Source organism: Achromobacter mucicolens, assembly GCF_029866465.1.
Lineage (GTDB): Bacteria > Pseudomonadota > Gammaproteobacteria > Burkholderiales > Burkholderiaceae_B > Achromobacter > Achromobacter mucicolens.
Window position 1 is genome coordinate 3,305,268 of the sequence record NZ_CP123364.1, and the last position, 22,777, is coordinate 3,328,044.

General features: G+C 62.6%; 25 protein-coding genes. 6 read left to right on the forward strand and 19 right to left on the reverse strand.

The genetic code is table 11. The annotated features are described in order from the left end of the window. Positions 1 to 9: 9 nt before the first annotated feature. From iscR to uvrB, 3 genes are all read right to left on the reverse strand, one after another. Positions 10 to 549 carry a Fe-S cluster assembly transcriptional regulator IscR gene (iscR, locus tag QEP15_RS15055; protein ID WP_056318865.1) on the reverse strand — a complete coding sequence of 180 codons (540 nt, stop codon included), beginning with the start codon at positions 547 to 549 and terminating at the stop codon, positions 10 to 12. A gap of 192 nt (positions 550 to 741) precedes the next feature. Then, positions 742 to 1,233, reverse strand: coding sequence for a low molecular weight protein-tyrosine-phosphatase (locus QEP15_RS15060; protein ID WP_006386176.1), 492 nt, complete (start codon positions 1,231 to 1,233; stop codon positions 742 to 744). Between the two features lie 251 nt (positions 1,234 to 1,484). Then, positions 1,485 to 3,551 (reverse strand): excinuclease ABC subunit UvrB, encoded by a 2,067-nt coding sequence (gene uvrB, locus QEP15_RS15065; RefSeq protein ID WP_152384763.1) that lies wholly within the window; start codon positions 3,549 to 3,551, stop codon positions 1,485 to 1,487. 75 nt (positions 3,552 to 3,626) lie between these two features. Here uvrB and QEP15_RS15070 point away from each other — a divergent pair, with 75 nt between their 5' ends. Together QEP15_RS15070 and lexA are read left to right on the forward strand one after the other, a co-directional pair. After that, positions 3,627 to 4,826, forward strand: a complete 1,200-nt coding sequence (locus QEP15_RS15070) for an amino acid aminotransferase (RefSeq protein ID WP_056318860.1) — start codon at positions 3,627 to 3,629, stop codon at positions 4,824 to 4,826. A gap of 146 nt (positions 4,827 to 4,972) precedes the next feature. Beyond that, positions 4,973 to 5,623 (forward strand): transcriptional repressor LexA, encoded by a 651-nt coding sequence (gene lexA, locus QEP15_RS15075; protein ID WP_062840730.1) that lies wholly within the window; start codon positions 4,973 to 4,975, stop codon positions 5,621 to 5,623. Between the two features lie 178 nt (positions 5,624 to 5,801). Here lexA and lon read toward each other — a convergent pair whose 3' ends face one another. From lon to loiP, 5 genes are all read right to left on the reverse strand, one after another. Beyond that, positions 5,802 to 8,252, reverse strand: coding sequence for an endopeptidase La (gene lon, locus QEP15_RS15080; protein ID WP_056318855.1), 2,451 nt, complete (start codon positions 8,250 to 8,252; stop codon positions 5,802 to 5,804). Positions 8,253 to 8,510: 258 nt separating this feature from the next. Continuing rightward, on the reverse strand, positions 8,511 to 9,809 hold the full coding sequence (clpX, locus tag QEP15_RS15085; RefSeq protein WP_056318854.1) for an ATP-dependent Clp protease ATP-binding subunit ClpX: 1,299 nt from the start codon (positions 9,807 to 9,809) through the stop codon (positions 8,511 to 8,513). Positions 9,810 to 9,911: 102 nt separating this feature from the next. Beyond that, positions 9,912 to 10,565 (reverse strand): ATP-dependent Clp endopeptidase proteolytic subunit ClpP, encoded by a 654-nt coding sequence (gene clpP / locus QEP15_RS15090; RefSeq protein ID WP_056318852.1) that lies wholly within the window; start codon positions 10,563 to 10,565, stop codon positions 9,912 to 9,914. Positions 10,566 to 10,569: 4 nt separating this feature from the next. Continuing rightward, entirely contained in the window at positions 10,570 to 11,880 is a 1,311-nt protein-coding gene (gene tig / locus QEP15_RS15095; protein WP_056318847.1) for a trigger factor, read from the reverse strand. Between the two features lie 164 nt (positions 11,881 to 12,044). Continuing rightward, positions 12,045 to 12,800 carry a metalloprotease LoiP gene (gene loiP, locus QEP15_RS15100; protein ID WP_056318844.1) on the reverse strand — a complete coding sequence of 252 codons (756 nt, stop codon included), beginning with the start codon at positions 12,798 to 12,800 and terminating at the stop codon, positions 12,045 to 12,047. A 258-nt stretch (positions 12,801 to 13,058) separates the two neighbouring features. On the opposite strand from loiP, the gene QEP15_RS15105 reads away from it, so the two are divergent. Then, complete coding sequence (locus QEP15_RS15105; RefSeq protein WP_062840725.1) at positions 13,059 to 13,604, forward strand: TIGR00645 family protein; 546 nt, start codon at positions 13,059 to 13,061, stop codon at positions 13,602 to 13,604. Positions 13,605 to 13,697: 93 nt separating this feature from the next. Here the strand turns inward: QEP15_RS15105 and QEP15_RS15110 are convergent, their stop codons facing one another. From QEP15_RS15110 to QEP15_RS15130, 5 genes are all read right to left on the reverse strand, one after another. Continuing rightward, entirely contained in the window at positions 13,698 to 13,904 is a 207-nt protein-coding gene (locus QEP15_RS15110; protein WP_042794090.1) for a cold-shock protein, read from the reverse strand. A 321-nt stretch (positions 13,905 to 14,225) separates the two neighbouring features. Further along, complete coding sequence (locus QEP15_RS15115; RefSeq protein WP_175155767.1) at positions 14,226 to 14,789, reverse strand: DUF924 family protein; 564 nt, start codon at positions 14,787 to 14,789, stop codon at positions 14,226 to 14,228. A gap of 137 nt (positions 14,790 to 14,926) precedes the next feature. Further along, complete coding sequence (locus tag QEP15_RS15120) at positions 14,927 to 15,130, reverse strand: cold-shock protein (RefSeq protein ID WP_006220190.1); 204 nt, start codon at positions 15,128 to 15,130, stop codon at positions 14,927 to 14,929. A gap of 371 nt (positions 15,131 to 15,501) precedes the next feature. Next, positions 15,502 to 15,822 carry a hypothetical protein gene (locus QEP15_RS15125; protein ID WP_056324478.1) on the reverse strand — a complete coding sequence of 107 codons (321 nt, stop codon included), beginning with the start codon at positions 15,820 to 15,822 and terminating at the stop codon, positions 15,502 to 15,504. 92 nt (positions 15,823 to 15,914) lie between these two features. Beyond that, positions 15,915 to 16,313, reverse strand: coding sequence for a hypothetical protein (locus QEP15_RS15130; protein ID WP_128828502.1), 399 nt, complete (start codon positions 16,311 to 16,313; stop codon positions 15,915 to 15,917). A 123-nt stretch (positions 16,314 to 16,436) separates the two neighbouring features. Here QEP15_RS15130 and QEP15_RS15135 point away from each other — a divergent pair, with 123 nt between their 5' ends. Next, complete coding sequence (locus QEP15_RS15135; RefSeq protein WP_128828503.1) at positions 16,437 to 16,742, forward strand: DUF2513 domain-containing protein; 306 nt, start codon at positions 16,437 to 16,439, stop codon at positions 16,740 to 16,742. Between the two features lie 40 nt (positions 16,743 to 16,782). Here the strand turns inward: QEP15_RS15135 and QEP15_RS15140 are convergent, their stop codons facing one another. The 3 genes from QEP15_RS15140 to QEP15_RS15150 all read right to left on the reverse strand — a co-directional run bounded on the left by QEP15_RS15140 (position 16,783) and on the right by QEP15_RS15150 (position 18,739). Further along, positions 16,783 to 17,076, reverse strand: a complete 294-nt coding sequence (locus QEP15_RS15140; protein ID WP_152384766.1) for a hypothetical protein — start codon at positions 17,074 to 17,076, stop codon at positions 16,783 to 16,785. A gap of 93 nt (positions 17,077 to 17,169) precedes the next feature. Beyond that, positions 17,170 to 17,592, reverse strand: coding sequence for a RidA family protein (locus QEP15_RS15145; protein ID WP_338076653.1), 423 nt, complete (start codon positions 17,590 to 17,592; stop codon positions 17,170 to 17,172). Continuing rightward, positions 17,582 to 18,739: a DSD1 family PLP-dependent enzyme gene (locus QEP15_RS15150; protein ID WP_180098474.1), complete on the reverse strand. Its 1,158-nt coding sequence runs from the start codon at positions 18,737 to 18,739 to the stop codon at positions 17,582 to 17,584. The genes QEP15_RS15145 and QEP15_RS15150 overlap by 11 nt, the downstream gene beginning before the upstream one ends. Positions 18,740 to 18,862: 123 nt before the next feature. Here QEP15_RS15150 and QEP15_RS15155 point away from each other — a divergent pair, with 123 nt between their 5' ends. Next, complete coding sequence (locus QEP15_RS15155; protein ID WP_217617529.1) at positions 18,863 to 19,777, forward strand: LysR family transcriptional regulator; 915 nt, start codon at positions 18,863 to 18,865, stop codon at positions 19,775 to 19,777. A 13-nt stretch (positions 19,778 to 19,790) separates the two neighbouring features. On the opposite strand, the gene QEP15_RS15160 is transcribed toward QEP15_RS15155, so the two are convergent. After that, positions 19,791 to 20,189 (reverse strand): RidA family protein, encoded by a 399-nt coding sequence (locus QEP15_RS15160; RefSeq protein ID WP_056324461.1) that lies wholly within the window; start codon positions 20,187 to 20,189, stop codon positions 19,791 to 19,793. A gap of 166 nt (positions 20,190 to 20,355) precedes the next feature. Between QEP15_RS15160 and QEP15_RS15165 the strand changes: the two genes are divergently transcribed. Beyond that, complete coding sequence (locus QEP15_RS15165; protein WP_152384769.1) at positions 20,356 to 20,664, forward strand: hypothetical protein; 309 nt, start codon at positions 20,356 to 20,358, stop codon at positions 20,662 to 20,664. Between the two features lie 25 nt (positions 20,665 to 20,689). Here the strand turns inward: QEP15_RS15165 and QEP15_RS15170 are convergent, their stop codons facing one another. Continuing rightward, a complete protein-coding gene (locus QEP15_RS15170) occupies positions 20,690 to 20,947 on the reverse strand; it encodes a hypothetical protein (RefSeq protein ID WP_128828507.1) in 258 nt (85 codons plus the stop codon). A gap of 100 nt (positions 20,948 to 21,047) precedes the next feature. Continuing rightward, complete coding sequence (locus QEP15_RS15175; protein ID WP_193725301.1) at positions 21,048 to 22,697, reverse strand: PqiB family protein; 1,650 nt, start codon at positions 22,695 to 22,697, stop codon at positions 21,048 to 21,050. Between the last annotated feature and the right edge of the window lie 80 nt (positions 22,698 to 22,777).

A 22,777-nucleotide genomic window follows, 5' to 3' on the forward strand; every position in this document is an offset into this window, starting at 1 on the left:
TGATGCTTCTTATACGGTGGCGTTGGCAGCCACAGTCGTGGTCGGGGCGTTGGCGGCGGTCGCGCCTCCCACCCGGTTCACACGCACTGCGCAGGCCTGCGCTTGATTGGTGGCTTCCTGCAGTTGGCGCACACGCTGCTGATCAACGAGATCCTGCAGGGACACCGAATCCAGGTAATCCACCATCTTGCGATTCAACGTCGCCCAGAGTTCGTGCGTCATGCACTTGCCCGGCTTGCCGTCGTTGCCGCTCGTACAGTCCCGCTTGCCACCACAGCTGGTCGCATCCAGCGGTTCGTCGACGGCGAAGATGATGTCCGCGACCGTCACGTTGCGCGCCAGACGCGCAAGCGAATAACCGCCGCCCGGGCCGCGGACACTGTCCACGAGCTCGTGACGGCGGAGCTTGCCGAAAAGCTGTTCAAGATACGAAAGCGAAATGTTCTGACGCTGGCTGATGGCCGCAAGAGTGACCGGACCGCTATGCTGCCGCATAGCCAGGTCGATCATGGCAGTCACGGCGAAACGCCCTTTGGTAGTTAGCCGCATGGTGAGTTCCCTGTGATTCCGGCAGTGGCCGCCAGCGAATCCAGCGGTCAATACCCGAGTAATTGGCTCAAGTATAGCTTATTCCCGACTAATTTGGTATGGCTCCGGGCTACAAAAAACCGCGCATCTGCGCGGTTTTTCACTGCCTTATACCTGAAGAGCCGCTCTGCGAGCGGCTCCACGACCATGCAATCAGGCAGCCTGGTACTGGGTAGCGCGCTTGCGGACCAATTCGAGGACGCCCTGACAGGCATCTTCCAGGTAATCCAGAACCTTGCCGAAGCCGTCAGCGCCGCCGTAGTAAGGATCGGGCACGGTGGCTTCTTCGAATTCATTGGCGAAGCGCATCAGCAGCATCAGCTTGTGTTGGTATGCCTTGGGGCATTGCTGCTGCATGGCGGACAGATTGTCCCAGTCCATGGCGAGGATCAGATCGAAATCACGGAAATCCTCCGCGGTGACCTGACGCGCCTCGCAGTGAGTGATCTCGTAGCCGCGCTTGCGAGCTGCAGCCTGCGCCCGGGCATCAGGCGCCTCGCCAATATGAAACGCGTGCGTACCCGCGGAGTCGATGCGAACGACATCGCCCAAACCCGCGTCATTCACCAAATGGCGAAATACGCCCTCTGCGCTCGGCGAGCGACAGATATTGCCCATGCAAACGAAAAGTACCTTGGTCATCATGGAAGCAAGTGTGCGGGAAAACCCGAGATAAGGCAAGCTTTTTTTGCGCCCGCGCAATTGACGCAGCGCAAATCAGAGGCCGGCATAACTACAACAAAATCATGGGCTTGCAAGCTTATATTCAGGTAACCATTGAGATGCAAACGGCGCAAAATTCCCGAATGGTTACACCATGATTGCAACGCACCACTTCTTGCGGCTATTCAGGAAGCAGTAAGCGTCTGGACATGAATTGAAACATCCATATCCCGCTACACCGCCCCATCGAGCAGCACCCGCTGCTTGAGCGCATTGAGAGAATCCCGAGCTGCGGCCGCCTGCTCGAATTCGAGGTTGCGCGCGTGATCCATCATCAGCTTTTCCAGGCGCTTGATCTCGCGGGCCAGCGCCTTTTCGTCCTTCAGCAGTTCGGCGGGCACTGCGGCCTCCAGCGTGTCATGCTGGGCGGGCGCCACGATGCCGTCGATCAGCTCGCGCACGGCCTTCTGCACACCGCGAGCGGTGATGCCGTTGTCGAGGTTGAACTGCAGCTGTTTGGTGCGCCGGCGGGCGGTTTCATCCATGGCGCGCTTCATCGAGTCCGTGATCCGGTCGGCATAGAGGATCGCATGACCATTGAGGTTGCGCGCCGCGCGGCCGATGGTCTGGATCAGGCTGCGCTCCGAACGCAGGAAGCCTTCCTTGTCGGCGTCCAGAATGGCCACGAGCGACACTTCGGGAATGTCCAGCCCTTCGCGCAGCAGGTTGATGCCCACCAGCACGTCGAACGTGCCCAGGCGCAAGTCGCGCAGGATTTCGACGCGCTCTACCGTATCGATGTCCGAGTGCAGATAGCGCACCTTCACGCCATGCTCGCTCAGAAAGTCGGTCAGGTCTTCGGCCATGCGCTTGGTGAGCGTCGTGACCAGCACGCGATCTCCTTGCGAGACACGCGCCTTGATCTGCCCGAGCAGATCGTCCACCTGCGTGCGGGCGGGCAGCACCTGCACGAGTGGATCGACCAGCCCCGTGGGGCGCACCACCTGCTCCACGACGTTGTCCGCATGTTCTTGTTCGTACGCGGCCGGCGTTGCCGAAACGAACACGCATTGGCGCATCCGCGCTTCGAACTCTTCGAGCTTGAGCGGGCGGTTGTCCAACGCGGACGGCAGACGAAAACCGTACTGCACCAACGTTTCCTTGCGCGACCGGTCTCCGCGATACATGGCGCTAAGCTGGCCGATGGTCACGTGGCTTTCGTCGATGAACATCAGCGCGTCGGACGGCAGGTAGTCGATCAGGGTCGGAGGCGGCTCGCCCGGCGCGGCGCCGGACAGATGGCGCGAGTAGTTCTCGATGCCCTTGCAGAATCCCAGCTCCTGCAGCATTTCCAGATCGAAGCGGGTGCGCTGCTCCAGACGCTGCGCCTCGACCAGATGGCCGTCGTCAACGAAGCGCTTGACGCGTTCGCGCAGTTCTTCCTTGATGGTTTCGATGGCGCGCAGCACGGTGTCGCGCGGCGTCACATAGTGCGAACCGGGATAGACAGTGAAGCGCGGCAGCTTCTGGCGGATACGGCCAGTCAGCGGGTCAAACAATTCCAGGCTTTCGATTTCGTCGTCGAACAGCGTCACGCGCAACGCGAGCTCGGCGCTTTCCGCCGGGAAGATATCGATGGTTTCGCCCCGCACGCGAAACACCCCGCGCGTGAACTCCGCGTCGTTGCGGGTGTACTGCATGGCGACCAGGCGCGCGAGGATCTCGCGCCGGGCGATCTGGTCCCCCGCACGCAGGATCAGCACCATCGCGTGATAGTCGCCGGGGTTGCCGATACCGTAGATGCACGACACGGTGCCCACGATGATCGTGTCGCGGCGCTCGAGCAGGCTCTTGGTGGCCGACAGCCGCATCTGCTCGATGTGTTCGTTGATGGACGAATCCTTCTCAATGAACAGGTCGCGCGTCGGCACGTAGGCCTCGGGCTGATAGTAGTCGTAGTAAGAAACGAAGTACTCGACCGCGTTCTTCGGGAAGAACTCGCGCATTTCGGCGTAGAGCTGCGCGGCCAGCGTCTTGTTGGGCGCAAGCACCAGCGCCGGACGGCCCATGCGCGCAATGACGTTGGCCATGGTGTAGGTCTTGCCCGACCCGGTCACGCCCAGAAGCGTCTGGTACATGAGGCCGTCTTCGACACCCTGGGTCAGCCCTGCGATGGCCGTGGGCTGGTCTCCCGCCGGCGGATAGGGTTGGTAGAGATGAAAGGGGCTGTCAGGGAAATCGACGAATCCCGGACCTGCTGCGGGAGCCCCCGCGCTTGGGTCTATTGCGCTCTTAGGCATGCTAGACTGTTCCAGGGTAAACCCCCCATTATCCACAGCACCTCGTACTGCGTCCACCCACCTCATCAGAGTCCCATGAGCACCCTTTTCGATTCCGTCGAGCTCGCGCCGCGCGACCCCATTCTTGGTCTGAACGAACAATACAACGCGGATACCCGCCCCGGTAAAGTGAACCTGGGCGTGGGCGTGTATTACGATGATCAGGGACGGATCCCGCTCCTGGGCGCAGTGCGCAAGGCCGAAACCGCCCGCATCGAAGCCGCTGCCGCCCGCGGCTATCTTCCGATCGAAGGCATTGCCGGCTACAACGCCGGTGCGCAGGCCCTGCTCCTGGGCAAGGACTCCGCACTGGCCGCCGCAGGCCGCGTGCTGACCACGCAAGCCCTGGGCGGCACCGGCGCCCTGAAGATCGGCGCCGACTTCCTGCGCCAGCTGTTGCCGGGCTCGAAGGTGCTGATCAGCGATCCCAGCTGGGAAAACCACCGCGCGCTGTTCGAACGCGCCGGCTTTGAAGTCGGCACGTACGCCTACTACGACGCCGCCACCCGTGGCCTGAACTTCGAAGCCATGCTGGCCGACCTGAAGGCCGCGCCCGCCAAGACCATCGTCGTGCTGCACGCATGCTGCCACAACCCCACCGGCGCTGACCCCACCGCCGACCAGTGGAAGCAGATCGCCGCCGTCGTGAAGGAAAACAACCTGGTCCCGTTCCTGGACATCGCCTACCAAGGGTTCGGCGACGGCCTCAAGGAAGACGCTGCAGTCGTGCGCCTGTTCGCCGACATGGACATGACCATGTTCATCAGCTCGTCGTTCTCGAAGTCGTTTTCGCTGTACGGCGAGCGCGTCGGCGCGCTGACCGTGGTCGCCGGCAGCAAGGACGAAGCCACGCGCGTGCTGAGCCAGCTCAAGCGCGTCATCCGCACCAACTATTCGAACCCGCCCACGCACGGCGGCACGGTCGTCTCGACGGTGCTGAACACGCCCGAGCTGTTTGCCCTGTGGGAAGAAGAACTGGCCGGCATGCGTGATCGCATCCGCCTGATGCGTGCTCAACTGGTCGACAAGATCAAGGAACACGGCGGCAAGCAGGACTTCAGCTTCGTGCTCAAGCAACGCGGCATGTTCTCGTACTCGGGCCTGTCCGCCGCCCAAGTGGACCGCCTGCGCGAAGAACACGGCGTCTACGCCGTGTCCAGCGGCCGCATCTGCGTGGCCGCGCTGAACAGCGGCAACATCGACAAGGTGGCAGCCGGCATCGCAGCCGTGCTGTAAATCACGTCGGCAGTGCGCCGTCAGCAGTCGAAACGGGACCTTCGGGTCCCGTTTTTATTGGCATCGTGCCCCGCTTGCTTTTTTGCGCTACGTCCCCCAGAATGGCGCTGTATATATGTACAGTCCGTTCACACCGGATCATCGCCATGGCCAGCAAACTCACGGATCGCCAACAACAAATCCTGGACCTCATCAGGCAAACGGTCGCGCGCACCGGCTTTCCGCCGACCCGCGCCGAAATTGCCCAGGCCTTGGGTTTTCGCTCTCCCAACGCCGCAGAAGACCACCTCAAGGCATTGGCACGCAAGGGGGCCATCGAACTCACGGCTGGCGCCTCACGCGGCATCCGGCTCAAAGATGCCGCCGCCGCGCCGGTGCAATCGTCGCTTCCCATCCCCGCGCTCGCCCAGCTTCTCCTGCCGCTGGTCGGCCGCGTGGCAGCTGGCAGCCCCATCCTTGCTGCCGAGCACGTCGAGCGCGAAGTTGGCGTGGATCCCAGCCTTTTCGCACAAGCCCCCGACTACCTGCTGAAGGTGCGCGGCATGAGCATGCGCGACGCGGGCATCCTCGAAGGCGATCTGCTGGCCGTCAAGAAGGCGTCTGAAGCGCGCAATGGCCAGATCGTGGTGGCCCGTCTGGGCGACGACGTCACGGTCAAGCGGCTCCAACGCCAGAACGGCCATATCGAACTACTGCCTGAAAACCCCGACTTCGAAACGATCGTGGTCAAGGCCGATCAGGAATTTGCGCTGGAAGGCATTGCGGTGGGTCTCATCCGCACGCAAGCGCTGCACTAGGCTGCAGTTCTCTGGCGGGCGCTCCCACCCCACCCGGCCAAACTGGCAGGCAAGCCCACCAAAAAGAAAACCCCGCTCAGAGAGCGGGGTTTTTTGCTTTCGGGCGTCAACAAGATCTGGTGACGCCTTTCGGCTTCGGGCACCCTCTTTCGAGGGCGCCCCGGCGTTCAAGACGCCATCAGTGCTTCATCACCGGGTCGGTCGAGCCAGGTTCCGCAGGTTTGGCAACCAGCGGCTCCTTGACGGCTTCTTCCTCGGCCAGGGGCTCCGGCAGACGCTCCAAGGCCAGTTCCAGCACCTTGTCGATCCAGCGGACCGGCACGATCTCAAGGTGGTTCTTGACGTTATCCGGGATCTCCGCCAAGTCCTTGACGTTTTCTTCCGGGATCAGAACCGTCTTGATACCGCCGCGGTGGGCGGCCAGCAGCTTTTCCTTCAGACCGCCGATCGGCAGGACTTCACCACGCAGCGTGATCTCGCCCGTCATGGCGACGTCGGCGCGCACCGGAATGCGCGACAGCGCCGAGACCATGGCGGTGGTGATCGCAATACCCGCGGACGGACCGTCCTTGGGCGTTGCGCCTTCCGGCACGTGCACGTGCATGTCGTGCTTTTCGAAGACGCTATCGGCAAAGCCCAGACGGCGAGCCCGCGAACGCACAACCGTGCGCGCCGCCTCGACCGACTCTTTCATCACATCGCCGAGCGAACCCGTGCGCTGGATGACGCCCTTGCCGGGCATGTCCGCGACTTCGATCGTCAGCAGGTCGCCGCCGACTTCTGTCCACGCCAGGCCGGTCACCTGGCCGATCTGGTTTTCCTTTTCGGCCATGCCGAACGCGTAGCGGCGCACGCCCAGGTAGTCGCTGAGGTTGTCGGCCGTGACGTTGACCGCCTTGACCTCCGGCGTCTTGCCCTCGGCCTTGGCGCGATCGCTTTGGGTCAGCAATTGCTTGATGACCTTGCGGCAGATCTTGCCGACTTCGCGTTCGAGCGCACGGACACCGGCTTCGCGGGTGTAGTAGCGCACGATATCGCGCAGCGCGCTGTCGTCCACGGTCAGCTCGGTATCCTTCACGCCGTTGTTCTTCATCAGCTTGGGCAGCAGATGGTCGCGGGCGATGTGGATCTTTTCTTCCTCGGTGTAACCCGACAGGCGGATCACTTCCATGCGGTCCAGCAGCGCCGGCGGAATGTTCAGCGTGTTGCTGGTCGCCACGAACATGACGTCCGACAGATCGAAATCGACCTCGATGTAGTGGTCCTGGAACGTATGGTTCTGTTCCGGATCCAGCACTTCGAGCAAGGCCGACGAGGGATCGCCGCGGAAATCCATGCCCAGCTTGTCGATTTCATCAAGCAGGAACAGGGGATTGCGCACGCCGACCTTCGACATGTTCTGCACGATCTTGCCGGGCATGGAACCGATATACGTACGGCGGTGGCCGCGGATCTCGGCCTCGTCACGGACGCCGCCCAGGGCCATGCGCACGAACTTGCGGTTCGTGGCCTTGGCGATCGACTGACCCAGCGAGGTCTTGCCGACGCCCGGAGGGCCGACCAGGCACAGGATCGGCGCCTTCACCTTGTCCACGCGCTGTTGCACGGCAAGATACTCGAGGATCCGTTCCTTGACCTTTTCGAGACCGTAGTGGTCGTTGTCCAGCACCGTTTCGGCGTTGCTGATCGAGTTGTTAATCTTGCTTTTCTTTCTCCAGGGGAGATTGATGAGCGTATCGATGTAGTTGCGCACCACCGTGGCTTCGGCCGACATGGGCGACATGAGCTTGAGCTTCTTGAGCTCGGCATCGGCCTTCTTGCGCGCCTCTTTGGGCATGTGGGCAGCGATGATCTTCTTTTCAAGCTCTTCGATGTCCGCGCCCTCTTCGCCTTCGCCCAGCTCTTTCTGAATGGCCTTGACCTGCTCATTCAGGTAGTAGTCGCGCTGGCTCTTTTCCATCTGCTTCTTCACGCGGCCGCGAATCCGCTTCTCGACCTGGAGGATGTCGATTTCGGTTTCGAGTTGCGTGAGCAGACCTTCGAGGCGTTCAGAGGTGCCCGTGATCTCGAGCATCTTCTGCTTTTGCTCGAGCTTCAGGGGAAGATGCGCGGCGATCGTGTCAGCCAGGCGGCCAGCATCGTCGATGCCAGCCAGCGAGGTGAGGATCTCGGGCGGGATCTTCTTGTTGAGTTTTACGTATTGCTCGAACTGAGCAACGATGGCGCGGCGCAAGGCTTCGGTTTCGGAGCCCTGCATGGCGTCCGGTTCGATCGGCGACACCTGGCAGGTGAAGTGCGAATCGGCGTCTTCGATGGAGTTGATGCGGGCGCGCTGCGTACCCTCGACCAGCACCTTTACGGTGCCGTCAGGCAGCTTGAGCATCTGCAGGATGCCGGCGACGCAGCCGATCTCGTAGACGTCTTCAGGCGTGGGGTCATCTTTGCCGGCGGACTTTTGGGCCACCAGCATGATGCTTTTGCCCGCTTCCATCGCGACCTCGAGCGCGCGGATGGAGCGCGGTCGGCCGACGAACAGCGGGATGACCATGTGCGGGAACACTACGACATCGCGCAGCGGCAGCAGGGGAAGGTCGATCGGGTCGGAAGGCAGGGTCTGGCTGGCAGACATATGAGGTTCCTCGGTATGACTCGGCGTATGGGGACGGGGCACCCGGGTAATACCCGAGCAAACTCGTCAATTACGTCTGTTATGGGAACAATAGCCGAAAATTCAAGATCTCGGCCGCCTGGATCACCAAAAGGCCCCAAAAAGGCCCTGGAACCGCCTTCAGTATGCGGCCATGTCGGGCGGCTGAAAAGTGCGATCGGGGATGTAGGCGCGCCCTAGGTAAAAAAACCCGTTACTAGAACGGGCTTTTTTGAAATATCAGGCGGCGGCGTCGCGGACTTCTCCGCGCTCCGGCTTCTCTGGCGCGGCATTTTCATCCGCGTAGATCAGCAGGGGCTTGCCCTCGCCTTCGATGGCGTTTTCGTCGAGGACCACGCGCTTGACGTTGCCCTGGGAAGGCAGGTCATACATGGTGTCGAGCAGTGCCTGTTCAATGATGGAACGCAGGCCGCGGGCACCCGTCTTGCGGCGCAGCGCCTTGCGGGCGATGGCCTTGAGCGCAGCCGGGCGCACGTCGAGCTCGGCGCCTTCCATGGCGAACAGCTTTTGGAACTGCTTGAGCAAGGCGTTCTTGGGTTCGGTCAGGATCTGGACCAGTGCGGCTTCGTCCAGCTCGTCCAGCGTCGCGACCACGGGCAGACGACCGACCAGTTCGGGAATGAGACCGAACTTGATGAGGTCTTCGGGCTCCACTTCGGAGAAGAGTTCGCCCACGCCACGTTCAGACTTGGCACGTACCGACGCCGAAAAGCCGATACCCGACTTTTCAGTACGGTCGCGGATGACCTTTTCCAGCCCGTCGAAGGCGCCGCCGACGATGAACAGGATGTTGGTGGTGTCGACCTGGACGAAGTCCTGGTTCGGATGCTTGCGGCCGCCCTGCGGGGGAACCGACGCCACCGTGCCTTCGATCAGCTTGAGCAAGGCCTGTTGCACGCCCTCGCCCGACACGTCGCGCGTGATGGACGGGTTGTCGGACTTGCGCGAGATCTTGTCGATCTCGTCGATGTAGATGATGGCGCGCTGGGCCTTTTCGACTTCATAGTTGCAGTTCTGCAGCAACTTCTGAATGATGTTTTCGACGTCTTCACCCACGTAGCCCGCTTCGGTCAGCGTGGTGGCGTCGGCCATGACGAAAGGCACGTTCAGCATGCGAGCCAGCGTCTGGGCCAGGAGCGTCTTGCCGGAGCCGGTGGGCCCGATCAGCATGATGTTGCTCTTGGAGAGCTCGACTTCGTCGCCCTTGATCTCGCCGTGGCGAATGCGCTTGTAGTGGTTGTAGACGGCCACGGCCAGCATGCGCTTGGGCGACGTTTGCCCAATGACGTACTGGTCGAGGAAAGTCTTGATTTCAGCCGGAGTGGGCAGCTCGGAACGAATCGCCGCGCGCGCGGTGGCCTGCGCCTCTTCGCGGATGATGTCGTTGCACAAGTCGATGCATTCATCGCAGATGAATACCGACGGACCCGCGATCAGCTTGCGGACTTCGTGCTGGCTTTTATTGCAAAACGAGCAATGCAGCACCTTAGCGTCTGCCGATCCCTTTTTTTCAGGCATATTTCTTTCGTATCTCAGGTAAAGATGCGCCAGGCCGGGTACATGGCCTAGCGCATGCGCTTACTCAAACATGATGGCAGCGGGTCTGGATCAACCGGGAAGTCAGCCTTCGGACCGGGAGGCCATGACCTTGTCCACCAGTCCATACGATACCGCATCTTCGGCCGACATGAAGTTGTCACGTTCCGTATCCAGCTCGATGCGCTCCATGCTCTGCCCGGTGTTGTGGGCCAGGATGCGGTTCAAGCGCTCGCGCAGGTCCAGGATTTCGCGAGCCTGGATCTGGATGTCGGAGGCCTGCCCTTGGGCGCCGCCCGAGGGCTGGTGGATCATGATGCGCGAGTTGGGCAGGGTGAAACGCTTGCCCTTCTTGCCAGCCGCCAAGAGGAACGCGCCCATGCTGGCCGCAAGGCCGGTGCACAGGGTGGACACGTCCGGCTTGACGAACTGCATGGTGTCAAAAATGGCCATTCCCGCGTACACCGACCCGCCAGGCGAGTTGATGTACAGGGAAATGTCCTTGTCAGGATTCTCCGATTCCAGGAACAGCAACTGAGCCACGACCAGGTTGGCCGTGGCGTCGTTCACCGGCCCCACCAGGAAAATGAGCCGTTCGCGGAGCAGACGCGAATAGATGTCGTAGGCACGCTCGCCGCGCCCCGACTGCTCGATCACCATGGGAATGTAGCCCAGGCCGGTGGGGGTCACCGAAGACCCGCCATTCATTGCCGCATAGAAATCGGTGAATCTCTGCATAGTGTTACGCCATCCCCATCAACTGATCGAAAGGCACCTTTTCATCGGTGACCTTGGCCTTTTCCAACACGTGCGCGACGACGTTGTCTTCAAGCACGATAGCCTCGATTTCAGCACGACGCTGGCGGTCTGCCAGGTAATAGCTGACAACCTGGGCGGGTTGTTCGTAGTTCTGGGCGAATTCTTCGATGCGCGCGCGGACCTGTTCCGGCTTGGCTTGCAACTGAGCTTGCTTGACCAGTTCGGAGACCAGCAGGCCCAGGCGGACACGGCGCTCGGATTCGGTCGAGAAGGCTTCGGCCGGGATCGGCACGGATTCGGCATTGGGCACGCCGCGCTGCTTCAGTTCTTCGCGGGCAGCGGAGATACGGCCTTGCACGTCGTTGTCGACCAGGGCCTTCGGCACGTCAAACTTGCCGGCTTCGACCAGGGCGTCCATGACGCTTGACTTGGTGCGGCCTTGCGAACGGACCTTCACTTCGCGCTCGATGTTGCTGCGGATGTCGGCCTTGAGCTTTTCGACGTCGCCTTCGGCTTGGCCGAGCGACTTGGCGAATTCGCTGTTCAGTTCGGGCAGGACGCCTTCAGCCACTTCCTTGATGGTGATGGTGAATTCGGCGGTCTTGCCGGCAACTTCCACGCCTTGGTAGTCATCGGGGAACTTGAGCTGGAAAACCTTGGTTTCGCCAGCCTTCAGGCCACGCGCGGCTTCTTCGAATTCCGGCAGCATGCGGCCTTGGCCGAGCACGAACGGGAAGTCTTCGGCCTTGCCGCCTTCGAACGGCACGCCGTCGATGGTGCCGGCAAAGTCCAGCGTCACGCGGTCGCCGTCGGCGCTGGCGCGGCCTTCACGGGCTTCGAACGTGGCGCGTTGCTTGCGCAGCACGTCCAGCGTCTGCTGAACTTCAGCATCGGTGACGGCGGTTTCGTAGCGGGTGACGGCCAGGGCGGACAGGTCCGGCACGGCGACTTCCGGGTAGACCTCGAACGTGGCGGTGAACGCCAGCGTGTCGTCGGAAACGCCTTCCGTCTTGGGCTCGAGGTTCGGGGCGCCGGCGACGCGCAGCTTGGCGCCGTCGATGGCTTGTTCAAAGGCACGGCCAACTTGGCTATTGATCACGTCGTAGCGGATGCTGGGACCATGGCTGCGCTCGAGCATGGCGAGCGGCGCCTTGCCCGGACGGAAGCCGGGGACCTTGGCGGTCCGAGCCACGCGCTTCAATTGCGCCTGGACTTCCTTTTCGACGTCGGCCACCGAGACGGCCAGATCAACACGGCGCTCCAGGCCGGAGAGGGTTTCAACCACAGGCTGCATTAAAAGACCTATTTTCCGAGAGATGAGATTACGGGCGGATAAACGCGGCATTTTACCGGAAACTTCCGGAACCCTGACGCAAAGGGGCGCGAGCCCCGGATTTGCCCGGATGCTCGCGCCCCGTTTATCGCCCAAAAAGCGAGGATCGACGCCTGGCTCAGAGGTTACTTGGCCTTGGCGATGCGGTCTTCGATGTGCTGCGCGCGCTTGGTCGAGGACGGGTGGGAGCTCATCATATCGCTCTTGCCGCCATCCAGCTCGGCCAGCTTCTGGAACGCGGTCACAAGGCCGCGCGTATTCTGCTTCTTGGACTGCAGCAGGTCGAACGAATAATCGTCCGCCGCGCTTTCCTGCGATTGCGAGAACTGCGCATTGATGAACTTCTCGGTCAGGTCGCCCAGTTGCGAGGAGCTCAGTTGGGAGACGGTCGCGCCGCCCGCCGCGCCAGCCGCGTCACGCGCAGCCGACACCGTGTAGGCGGTCTGCATTGCCTTCTTGGTGTGGCCCAGCGCCACGTGACCGATTTCGTGGCCGACCACGCCCATCACTTCGTCGTCCGTCATCATGTCCATGAGGCCGCTATAGACGCGGATGCAGCCGTTGGCCATTGCCCAGGCGTTCACGTCCTTGGTGACATAGACCTTGTAGCTGGCTTTCTGGCCATTGACCGTGCTGCCCAGCGACTTGGCGATCTTCTGCAGACGAGCGTCGTATTTGCTGCCCGGCGCGGCGATCTTTTCCTGCGAATCGCTCTGTGCGCATGCCTTGTCCGACAGGGTCTTGATCTCGGCATCGCTCAGCGTGGCCGCCTGGACGACCTTGGCGCCGGCGCCGACGAGCCCACCGATATCCAACGCATGTGCGGCCGAGTAAGGGGCGAGCGCAATGGCCAACGCGGCGACGGTGTAGCGGATCTTCATGGGAACAAACTCCTATTGACTTGTTCTATGCAAACGAGGCGGCAATTCTATATACGCCTTCAGCTTTCGACGTATTTCGGCACAGAGTTTCGCAAATGCGAATTTCGCTTACCAAAAAGCCGAGCGCTTCGAAGGACGCCATGCTAAGCATCCGGCCAGCAGCAAGCCGCCGGTTGAAAGAGATGTCCGCTGTCTCATGGCGTTGATAGAATTGCCGCCGCGCATTTTTTCGCAAAACCACAACGGCTCGCACCCATCATGATCCCGAATTCCCCTCCTCGCCTCGGGCTGCTGCCCAATCTCATCTTCAGTTCGCGCTGGCTGCAGCTTCCGCTTTACCTGGGGCTTATCGTCGCGCAGGGCGTATACGTCATGCTGTTCCTCAAGGAACTGTGGCACCTCGTCACCCACGCCACCAGCTTCGGCGAAATGGAGATCATGCTGATCGTGCTGGGCCTGATCGACGTGGTCATGATCTCCAACCTGCTGGTGATGGTGATCGTTGGCGGCTACGAGACGTTCGTGTCGCGCCTGCGCCTTCAGAACCATCCCGACCAACCGGAATGGCTGAGCCACGTCAACGCCAGCGTGCTGAAAGTGAAGCTGGCCATGGCCATCATCGGCATCTCCTCGATCCACCTCCTGCGCACCTTCATCGAAGCAGGCACGATCGGCACGCCGAATGCGCGCTTCACCGAAGCCGGCGTGATGTGGCAGACCATCATCCACGCCATCTTCATTCTTTCGGCGCTGGGAATCGCACTGGTGGACAAGCTCTCGACCGGCAGCAACGCCAAGCACTGAGCGTCCGCACAAAAAAAAGCCCCCACGCGACAAACGTGGGGGCTTTTTTATGGATAGAACACCGGGCGCACCCGGCGCACTACCCGAGAGGTCTCAGGCCGCTACTTTGATGTTCTTGGCGCTGGGGCCCTTTGGGCCGGTTCCAACGTCGAAAGTGACCCGCTGGTTTTCCTGCAGCGACTTGTAGCCCTCGCTGCGGATTTCGGAGTAGTGAGCGAAAAGATCCTTGCTGCCGTCGTCGGGCATGATGAAGCCATAACCCTTTTCGGCGTTGAACCACTTGACGATGCCGGTTGCCATGGGATGTCCTTGACCTAAAAAGCGATTGCTCGCGGGACGCCAGATCTTCAAGGATGGGAGAGGATAGCAACCGCGGCACCACTGACGGCGACCAAGGAGAACGCAGACCGCGTCGCTTGAGAATCTCGCTGAAACCAGTTTATTGGCGAATCTGGAAAAACGTCAAATGTCCGAAAGGCCTGTTTTTGATCCCGAAAACGGGCTCTACACCCGCTAAAAAGCGCAAGCCAGGCCGCTGGGCGGGTTGAACATTTTCAACTTGCCACGCACCGATACACGTAGAAACCGACACGCCCGGCCTGCTTCGCGAGGTTCCGCGTCCTACCCGGCGAATCCGCCGGCTTCCAGAAACTCGCGTTCGGCCTGGCTCGTCTGCCGTCCCAGCGCCGCGTTGCGGTGCGGGAAGCGTCCGAAACGCTTGATGATGTCGCGATGCAGGACGGCCCACTTCACGGCTTCTGCACCCAGCGGTTCCATCAGGGCGACAGCGCGGTTCTGTGCAGCCAGGCTCTCGGCATGCTCGAACGGCATGTAGAAGAACTGGCGTAGCGACGCATCGACTTCCAGATCATGGCCCGCGGCGATCGCGTATTCCGCGAAATGCAGCGCCAGCGCGTCGGTGGCGAACATATGCGCGGTGTCCCGGTAGGCATTGCGGGGAAACTGGTCCAGCAGGATCATGAGCGCGATCGCGCCCGAGGGGTCATCCAGCCAGGCATCGAGCCGGCGCGCGGCTGCTGCCATATGCGCCGCTTCGAAGCGCTGGCGAAAGCTGGCGTCGAACTGTGCGTTCTTGCTGAACCATTGGGGTGGCCCGGCTTGCAGCCAAAAGGCGACCACATCCTGAGGTTGCGTGACAAACGGCGTGGGGGTGGTTGCGGTCATGGCGATGCGTGCATAAGGGTGAGTGCGCTGCCATTCCCAAAAGAATCGGTAGCGCGACGGAAAATCAGCCGCCCAGCATAACGCGCAGAAAACAAAAAAGGCCCCACTAGGGGGCCTTCTTGCGAAAATTCAGAGCCTTACAGGACCTGGATCTTCGTGGCTTGCGGGCCCTTGGGGCCATTGGCCGTCACAAAGCTGACGCGCTGGTTCTCTTCCAGAGACTTGAAGCCCGAGCCCTGAATTTCGGAGAAGTGAGCGAACAGATCCTTGCCACCCGCTTCCGGGGTGATGAAGCCATAACCCTTTTCCGAATTGAACCACTTAACGACGCCGGTTTCCATACTGTATTTCCTAGAGATAATGGGCAAATGCCCGGAGGTCACGAATCAATCAAGGAGGGGACAGTAGAACAATAACGCTGAGCCGGAAAAGGCACCGCACTGATCGAAAATCGCAACGCTTGTGATCGTGTGCCGACACTATCGTTATATTCCCCTCACAAGTCAACATAATCCTAAAAAACACGTGCCAATAATGCAACAAAGAGAAACTGCGCGGTTATTCTGCACGTTTTTAAAGGGTAAACGAGTCCCTGCATAGGTGTTAACACCCATACATCATAAAAAAACAAACAAGGCTTATATAAATGCCATCAAAAGCGCGTACGACCTGCAATACGCCGTTCGGATGACACTATGGTTTGCCGCCAGGCTTACTCGTCGATAGGTAAACCCAACAAGTCGAGCGCCGCGCCAAAAGCATCGGGGCCCGAGCAAAGGAAAACCGCCACGTCGCCGGGGTTCATATTTTCCAGCACTTGGTCGATCTGTTCTTGAGCATTATCAACATTGTCGACATTGGCGGCGTGTATATCCGCTCCGGCATCGACTTTTTCGCGAGGCACGATGTCTGCGATTGCATTGAGATCATCCACGCCCATGACGACATAAGCGCTGATGCTCTCGCCGTCCAGGGTGGTGTGCAGCTCGACGCCGCCCGCTACGTCGGCAACGTGCCGACTGAGTATTTCCATTTCCATCTTCCTTGATTTGCGGGCCGAGCCCGCCTGGGCACGCACCTCACAGGTGCACACGCACGCCCAGGCGCGACTATAACAGCCTTAGGCTAACGTTTCTTGACGCTGGGGCCAAGCGACTGGCGAGCAGCCCCGGAGGTGGCCGCCACGGTACGGCAACGCACCCCGGCTTCGGCCAGCACCCGGGCCAGCGGCTTCTGCGCGGCGAGAAACGCCGTCTTTTCGTCGGCGGCCAGCTTGCAGATGAACAACTGAGCCTGGAGTTGCGTGCGGCGCGCCTTGCGGTTGTCGGCTTCCTTGGCGAGCCATTCGCCCACCCAGGCCGCGGCAGCCTCGGCATCGCCCTGCTGCTTGACGTGCCCGAGCAGGTCGTAGACGGTCACGCCGTCGATGCGCTCATCCTCGCCGCGGGAGAGGAACAGCTTGGCGGACTGGCCCGTGTAGCCTGGAACGACCGCCAGACAATCCCGTTCTGCGGGTTTTTTCATGGTGTTTTCGAATGTGGTTTAGCAAGAACCCCGGACTGTAACGCAGGCGCGCCCGCCGTCCTATTGCCGTTGCGGAAGTCTGCTATCGTCAACGTGTTCTTTCATCCCAACATGGTGGACATCATGCAACGCGATTTCGATCTGGTCGTCACGATTCTGGGTGCCCTGCGCGACGCCCCCGGCCCCAACCTGAGCACGCACGACATCAAGAACGCCGCCCTGGCGCCGCACCCCGAAGAGCAAGGCCTGCAGCTCATCGCGCATCACCTGGACCTGCTGGAAGATGCCGGCCTGGTCAAGCAGATCAGCGAGACCGCGGCGACCGCTGGCGCCACGCGCTGGCGCATCACGTGGAAGGGCTACGACGCCCTGGAGCAGGATGAGGACGACGAAGACGAAGACGACGAGGACTTCGACGCCGAAGAATGAGACGCTGCGCCGAAAGGCGCAGCCGGACGATCCGCGCGGCTTAGCGCAATGATTGCGCCGTTTGCCGGCGTTGCCGGATGCGCCGCGTCAACAGCGCCGCCGCGGCGCCGATCACCAGACTGAACATGAAGGCGGCGATCGACAGCATCGCCGCCAGCTCATCGAATCCCCCCTGCCGCGCCAACACCAGCACGGCCACGAATATCGCCACCGACCACGCCACAAGGCCGATCAGCAGCTGCTTGACCGTCCGCAGACGGCCGCACAAGGCGCCGCCGGCAAGTGCGGCGGCCACCATGGCAGCCATGGACCAGAACAGATACTCGTAGTGCATGGGAACGGTCTCCGCCAAGGGCATTGAGGCGCACGCATTATAGGCGGCGCCTGCCTGCCGCCGTTTGCTCCCCTGCCCGGCCGCGCCCCCCGATCAGGCCAGCGCCACGACGCTGATTTCCACCAACGCGCCGTAGTGCAGATCTCGGGTAGGCACGATGGCGCGGGCTGGCCGGTGGCTGCCAAAGCATTCCTCGTACACCGCGTTGACCTCATCCCACAGACTGACGTCCGGGATGTACACGGTCACGTTGACCACCGACGACAGCGAGGAACCGGCAGCCTCCAGGATTGCGCGCACGCTGCGCAGCGCCTGCCGCGTCTGGCCTGCCGCATCCGCCGCCAGGACGGGGCGCACGCCAGGCGCGGCCGGCGGCAAAAAGCCCAACTGCCCCGAGACGAAGACGAACCCGTTGGCGCGAATCGCCTGAGAATAATGGCCCGCGGGCGGGGTGGCGTCGGGCGTCTGGATGAGGTCCATGTGAGCGTCCATGATGATGCGCGGCTTACCAGCCACGGAAGCGTTCCCAGTGCGCCACCACGCCCGGCTCGCCGGTACGCACAACCTCGTAGGCGTCGTGCTGAGCGCATGTCGCGCAAGCGTGGTTCGGCACGATACGCACTTTGGCTCCGATCGGCAGGTCGGGCAACACCGCGGCGCTGCCAGGGCGCACCTTGATGATGCCCTGCTCCTGGTTGGTTTCGGCAAGCAGCACGTCCGGGTAAACCGCGCCGTCCACGTCGCACACCAAGCCGTACAACTGGTCCACCGGCTGTTTTGCCGTGCCACGATCCCGCGACATGGCCATCCACCCAGCGTCCACCAGGATCCAGCCCTTATCGGGCTGATGGCCGATAACGGTGGTCAGCACCGTGGCGGCGATGTCGTCCACGCTGCACACCCCCAGGCCGGCCATCACGAGATCAAAAAAGACGTACACGCCGGCACGGACTTCCGTGACGCCTTCGAGGTTGCGGGCAAAGTGCGCGGTGGGCGTTGAGCCGACGCTGACCACCGGGCACGGCAACCCCGCGTCGCGAATCGCCTGCGCGCAACTGACGGCGGCCCACCGCTCCTGTTCGGCCATATCCGCGATCGCCTCGACGCTACGGCAGCCATACGATTCGCCCGCGTGCGTCATGACGCCGCGCAGGCAGGCGCCCTCTTCGTGCAGCACGCGCGCAATGGCCAGCAACTGGCCGGTGTCCTTGGGCTGCACACCGGCGCGGTGACCGTCGCAATCGATTTCGATCAGCGCCGGGATGGCATCGCCGGCCGCCTTGGAACGCGCCGACACCGCGCGCGCGGCCTCGATGCTGTCGACCACCACCGTCAGGTCGATGCCGCGCTGGCGCAAGGCCAGCACGCGGTCGAGCTTCGACGGAGACACGCCGACGGCATACAGCAGATCCGTGACGCCAGCGGCCGCGAATTGCTCGGCCTCCTGCAGCGTCGAGACGGCGGCAGGCCCTTGCGGCGTCGTCATGAGACGGCGCGCGACCTCGATGGATTTGGGCGTTTTCAGATGGGGACGCAACCTGACGCCGTGGCCGGCCATCAGCGCGTTCAGCCGGTCGATGTTTCGCGTCATGCGCGTTTCGTCGAGCAGCAGGCAGGGCGTTTCCAGCGAATCCAGGGTGGGCGCGGGGCTTTCAAGGGTCATGGGAATCTCTTTAGGGATGAGGGGCGCGGACACGGCTGGCCCGTCGGGATCAGGACGAAGTATGGCGCGCTCGCCGCTTCCCATGTTTAATTCGAAATTAATATCCCGTTAAGACCAGCCTGAATGATTACGACCGACGACCTGCGCTTTTTCCTGAGTCTTTCCACTGCCGGATCGTTGGCGCAGGCGGCCCGCTCGCTGGACGTGACGCCTCCAGCAGTCACGCAGCGGCTTAACGCGCTGGAAAAGCGGTTGGGCGTGAGACTGGTCAACCGATCGGCGCGCGGCATCGCACTAACCGATGAGGGCCGCCTGCTGGCCATGCGTGCGGGGCAGATAAGTCATGACCTGACGGTGCTGGCCGATGAACTTGCGGGCAGGCGCGGCGTTGTGGCGGGGCATCTGCGGGTGGTGGCGCCGCTGGGCTTTGGCCAGCGCTACATCGCCCCGCTGGTGGCCGACTTCCGATCGCGCAGCGAAAACGTAACGGCCAGCCTGACACTGTCGGACGGCCCTCCCCGCCTGGCGTCAGACAACTGGGACGTCATGGTGCACATTGGCGAACTGCGCGACTCCACCCTTGTCGCGCACCCGCTGGCGCCGAACCGGCGCATGCTGTGCGCGTCGCCTGCGTACCTGAAGCGGCGCGGCACGCCGGGCATGCCTGAAGACCTGCGCAACCATGACTGCATCGCCCTGCGCGAAAACGACGAAGACGTGACCCTGTGGCGGTTCAGGCGCGCCCGGGGCGCAGCAGTCGGGGTTCGTATTGCGCCCGTGTTGTCGTGCAACGCGGGGGCCACTGCGCTGGAGTGGGCGTTGGGCGGACACGGCATCGTCGCGCGTTCGGAGTGGGACGTGGCCACGCACGTCCGTGCGGGCGCGCTGGTCCCGTTGCTGGCCGGCTGGAGCCTGCCCGATGCGAATGTGGTGGCGCTGGTGAAATCGCGGCAGGAACTGTCCGCGCGCACGGCAGGGTTTCTGGCGGCGCTGCGCGCGGCGTTCGCCGCGCCCCCCTGGCGCGGCGGGGCGTCCTAGGCGCAAGGACGGCTCAATCGAGCATCGCTTCCGCTTCGATCTCGATCAGCCATTCGGGCAACGACAACCCGCTGACGATGATCCACGACGACGGCGGCGGATCGACCTTGAAGCGGTCGCGAAGGGCCTGCGCCACGACCTCCTGTTCGGTGCTGACCGTGTCGCAAATGTAGATCCGCAGCATGATGACCTGCGACAGATTGCCGCCCGCGGCCGCCAGGACACGTTCGACATTGTCCAGCGCCGCTTCGGTCTGCACTTGCAGCCCGGGTCCGACCGTGCGCTCGTTGGCATCGACGCCGACCTGGCCGGACAGCAGCATGCGGCGTTGTCCGGTCACGATCACCGCCTGGCTGAAACCGTACTGCACGGAATTGAACACCGTATCGGGATTGACGACGACTCGGGACATGGGCTTCTCCTGTGCAGTCCGGCGTGGGACGGCTGGTCATTCTAGCAACCGCACTGCGGACGACGAAGCGCCAGCGGCACCGCGCGTCGAGTCGACCAAACGCGGTATGGAGCCGCGGCACGGCGTTTGCTACGCTGGACTGGTCTGTTCAGCCAGGGTCACGGCCATGAGCGAGAAGATCCGAGTTCTATGCATCCAGCCCGCCACGACGTCCGCGCGTTTCGCGTTCCTGGTGATTGCTCTGAAATGGTCATTGGGCGCCACGCCCCGGCCGTCGCGCCTGCAGATCGGCCCGCATGATCTGGCGCCCGAAGGATCGGAAGGCGCTTTCTGGCAGTTTGCGCTGCGGCACGCCTTTTCCAGCCAGTCCATTCTGGTCACGCGCGGTGCGCACTGGGATGTGTCGGCGTCGGTGGAAGGCGATGAAGTCCGCGCCTTCGGGCGGACTTTTGCGCTGAGGCAGTGTCTTTTCTGACCCCGCGGTGCGCTAAGCCTGCGTCTCAGGCGTCGACTGGCGCCTTACGGTGATAGGCCGCAAGCTCTTCGGCCGTCCAGCGCTGGCGCGCTTCGTCCTGACAGCAGGTGCGATACACCAGCGCGCCGACGTCCAGAAAACGCTTCACGTCGGCGTCCGACAACTTTCCCTGCACCTGCAACAGGCAGTCGGCCAAGGTGGAAAGCACGCCGTCCCAGCCGTCAAACCTGCCAGGCGCCACCGGCAACGTGATCATGCGCGCCATCATTTCACTATGGTCCATGCTGAGTCTCCCCTCAGTCGCGGCGCCGCTCGATCCGCTATCGCCTGGCGCCCCCGGGATGCCTTTTAGCAAGTGGCGTTCCTGATGGGAAACGCAGGGTTCAACGCGCTGGCGCCCGCCCAGTCGCCGGATCCGGCGCGCGCCCCCGCAACAGCGACCCCGGATGGGCTTGCAGGTAGTCGGCCAATTCGCGCAACGACCGCGCGGTGCGGGCCAGTTCCTGCAGCAGCGTGCTCGTGTTGACCGGCAGGCCCGCATCGGGACTCAGCAAGCCGCCCACCGCGCCCAGCGATCGGCTGGCTTGGCGCAGCATCGCGGACGCTTCGGGCGCAAGCTGCGTGTCCAGCCGCTTTACCAGCCTGGACGTGCCCTGCAGCAGGTTGCCCAGTTCCGCGCCCAGGTCCTCCAGCGGGATCTTCTCGATCTTGGTCAGAATGGAGTTCAGTTGCAGTTGCAGCTGATCGAGGTTGTTTGGCACCGTGGGGATGAAAGGCGCCTCTTCCATCTTGAATGTGACGGGCTTGGCATCAGGAAACACCGCCATCGCAATGTACAGCTGGCCCGTCAGCAGGTTGCCGATGCGCAATTGCGCACGCAGGCCCTGCTCGATCATGGCCGCCATCAGCTTGCCGCTGGGATGCTCCAGCGACGATCCGGAATACTCCCGGATCTCTTCGAACGTCTTCGCGCCCAGCCGCTCCGGGTACAGCGTGGCATCCACCAGCGCGTAGAACTGGTTGGTCGTGCGGTCCAATTCCAGCCCGATGGCGTCGACCTGGCCGACCGAGGCGCCGAACGCGTCGATCGGGGCACCGACGGAAAGGCCCCGCACCGACTGGTCAAACCGCATGCGGATATGCAACGGCATGCCATCCGGCTGCGCCCGCGCAGCGGTTTCCGAGGGGTAGATGACGAACGTGGCCTCCGGCTTGGCCGCGGCATGATGGCGGGTCTCTATCGAATCGAAGGCGACGCCCCCCACGATCACGGACAGCAGGGATTGCGAGCGCACGTCAAGCCCCCGCGCATCCACCGAGAAATCCACGCCGCTCGCATTCCAGAAGCGCGTGCCTTCGTTCACGTATGCATCGTTCGGCGCATCCACGAACACCTGGATGTCCACCCCCTTGCCGGTGCTGTCCAGGCGGTAGCTCACAACCTGTCCCACCGCGATGCGCCGGTAATAGACCGGCGAGCCGATATCCAGCGATCCCAGGTCGTGGCCCTTGAGCGTGAAGCGCTTGCCCGGCCGGTCCTGTGTCACTTCGGGCGGGACCTCCAGGCCGACGAACGCGAATTTGGTTGCCTTGCCGGGATCGACGCCGCCGCGCAGGCCAGCCGGATCCAGGCCGATGTAGGCGCCGGACAGCAAGGTGCTTAGGCCGGAGACGCCGCTAAGCGTGAGCCGGGGCCGCACCACCCAGAACAAGGTGCCCTCTTGCAACAGGCCTGCCGCCTCCTTGTTGAGCCGCACCGTCGCGATCACGCCTGTTCTGTCTGCGTTGAGCGCCACGCGCTCCACAACGCCGACATTCACTTCCTTGTATCGGACCTGCGTCTTGCCCGCCTCCAGCCCTTCCGCCGTCTGGAAACTGATGGTGGCCTGCGGGCCGGCGTCCATCCAGACCTTCAACACCAGCAGCAAGCCGCCCAGCGCCGCGACGATCGGCACCAGCCAGATCCAGGAAAGCCGGCGGCCACGGCGGGCCGGCGGGCGCTTTTGAGCAGCAGCAGGAGCAGTCTCGGGCATTGAAGGCATCCTTCGTGAGCACGCGTCCGGACTCTGGGTGCAATCCCGGTAAAGCGTCGCGCCAGCGGGGCCGCCGCGCA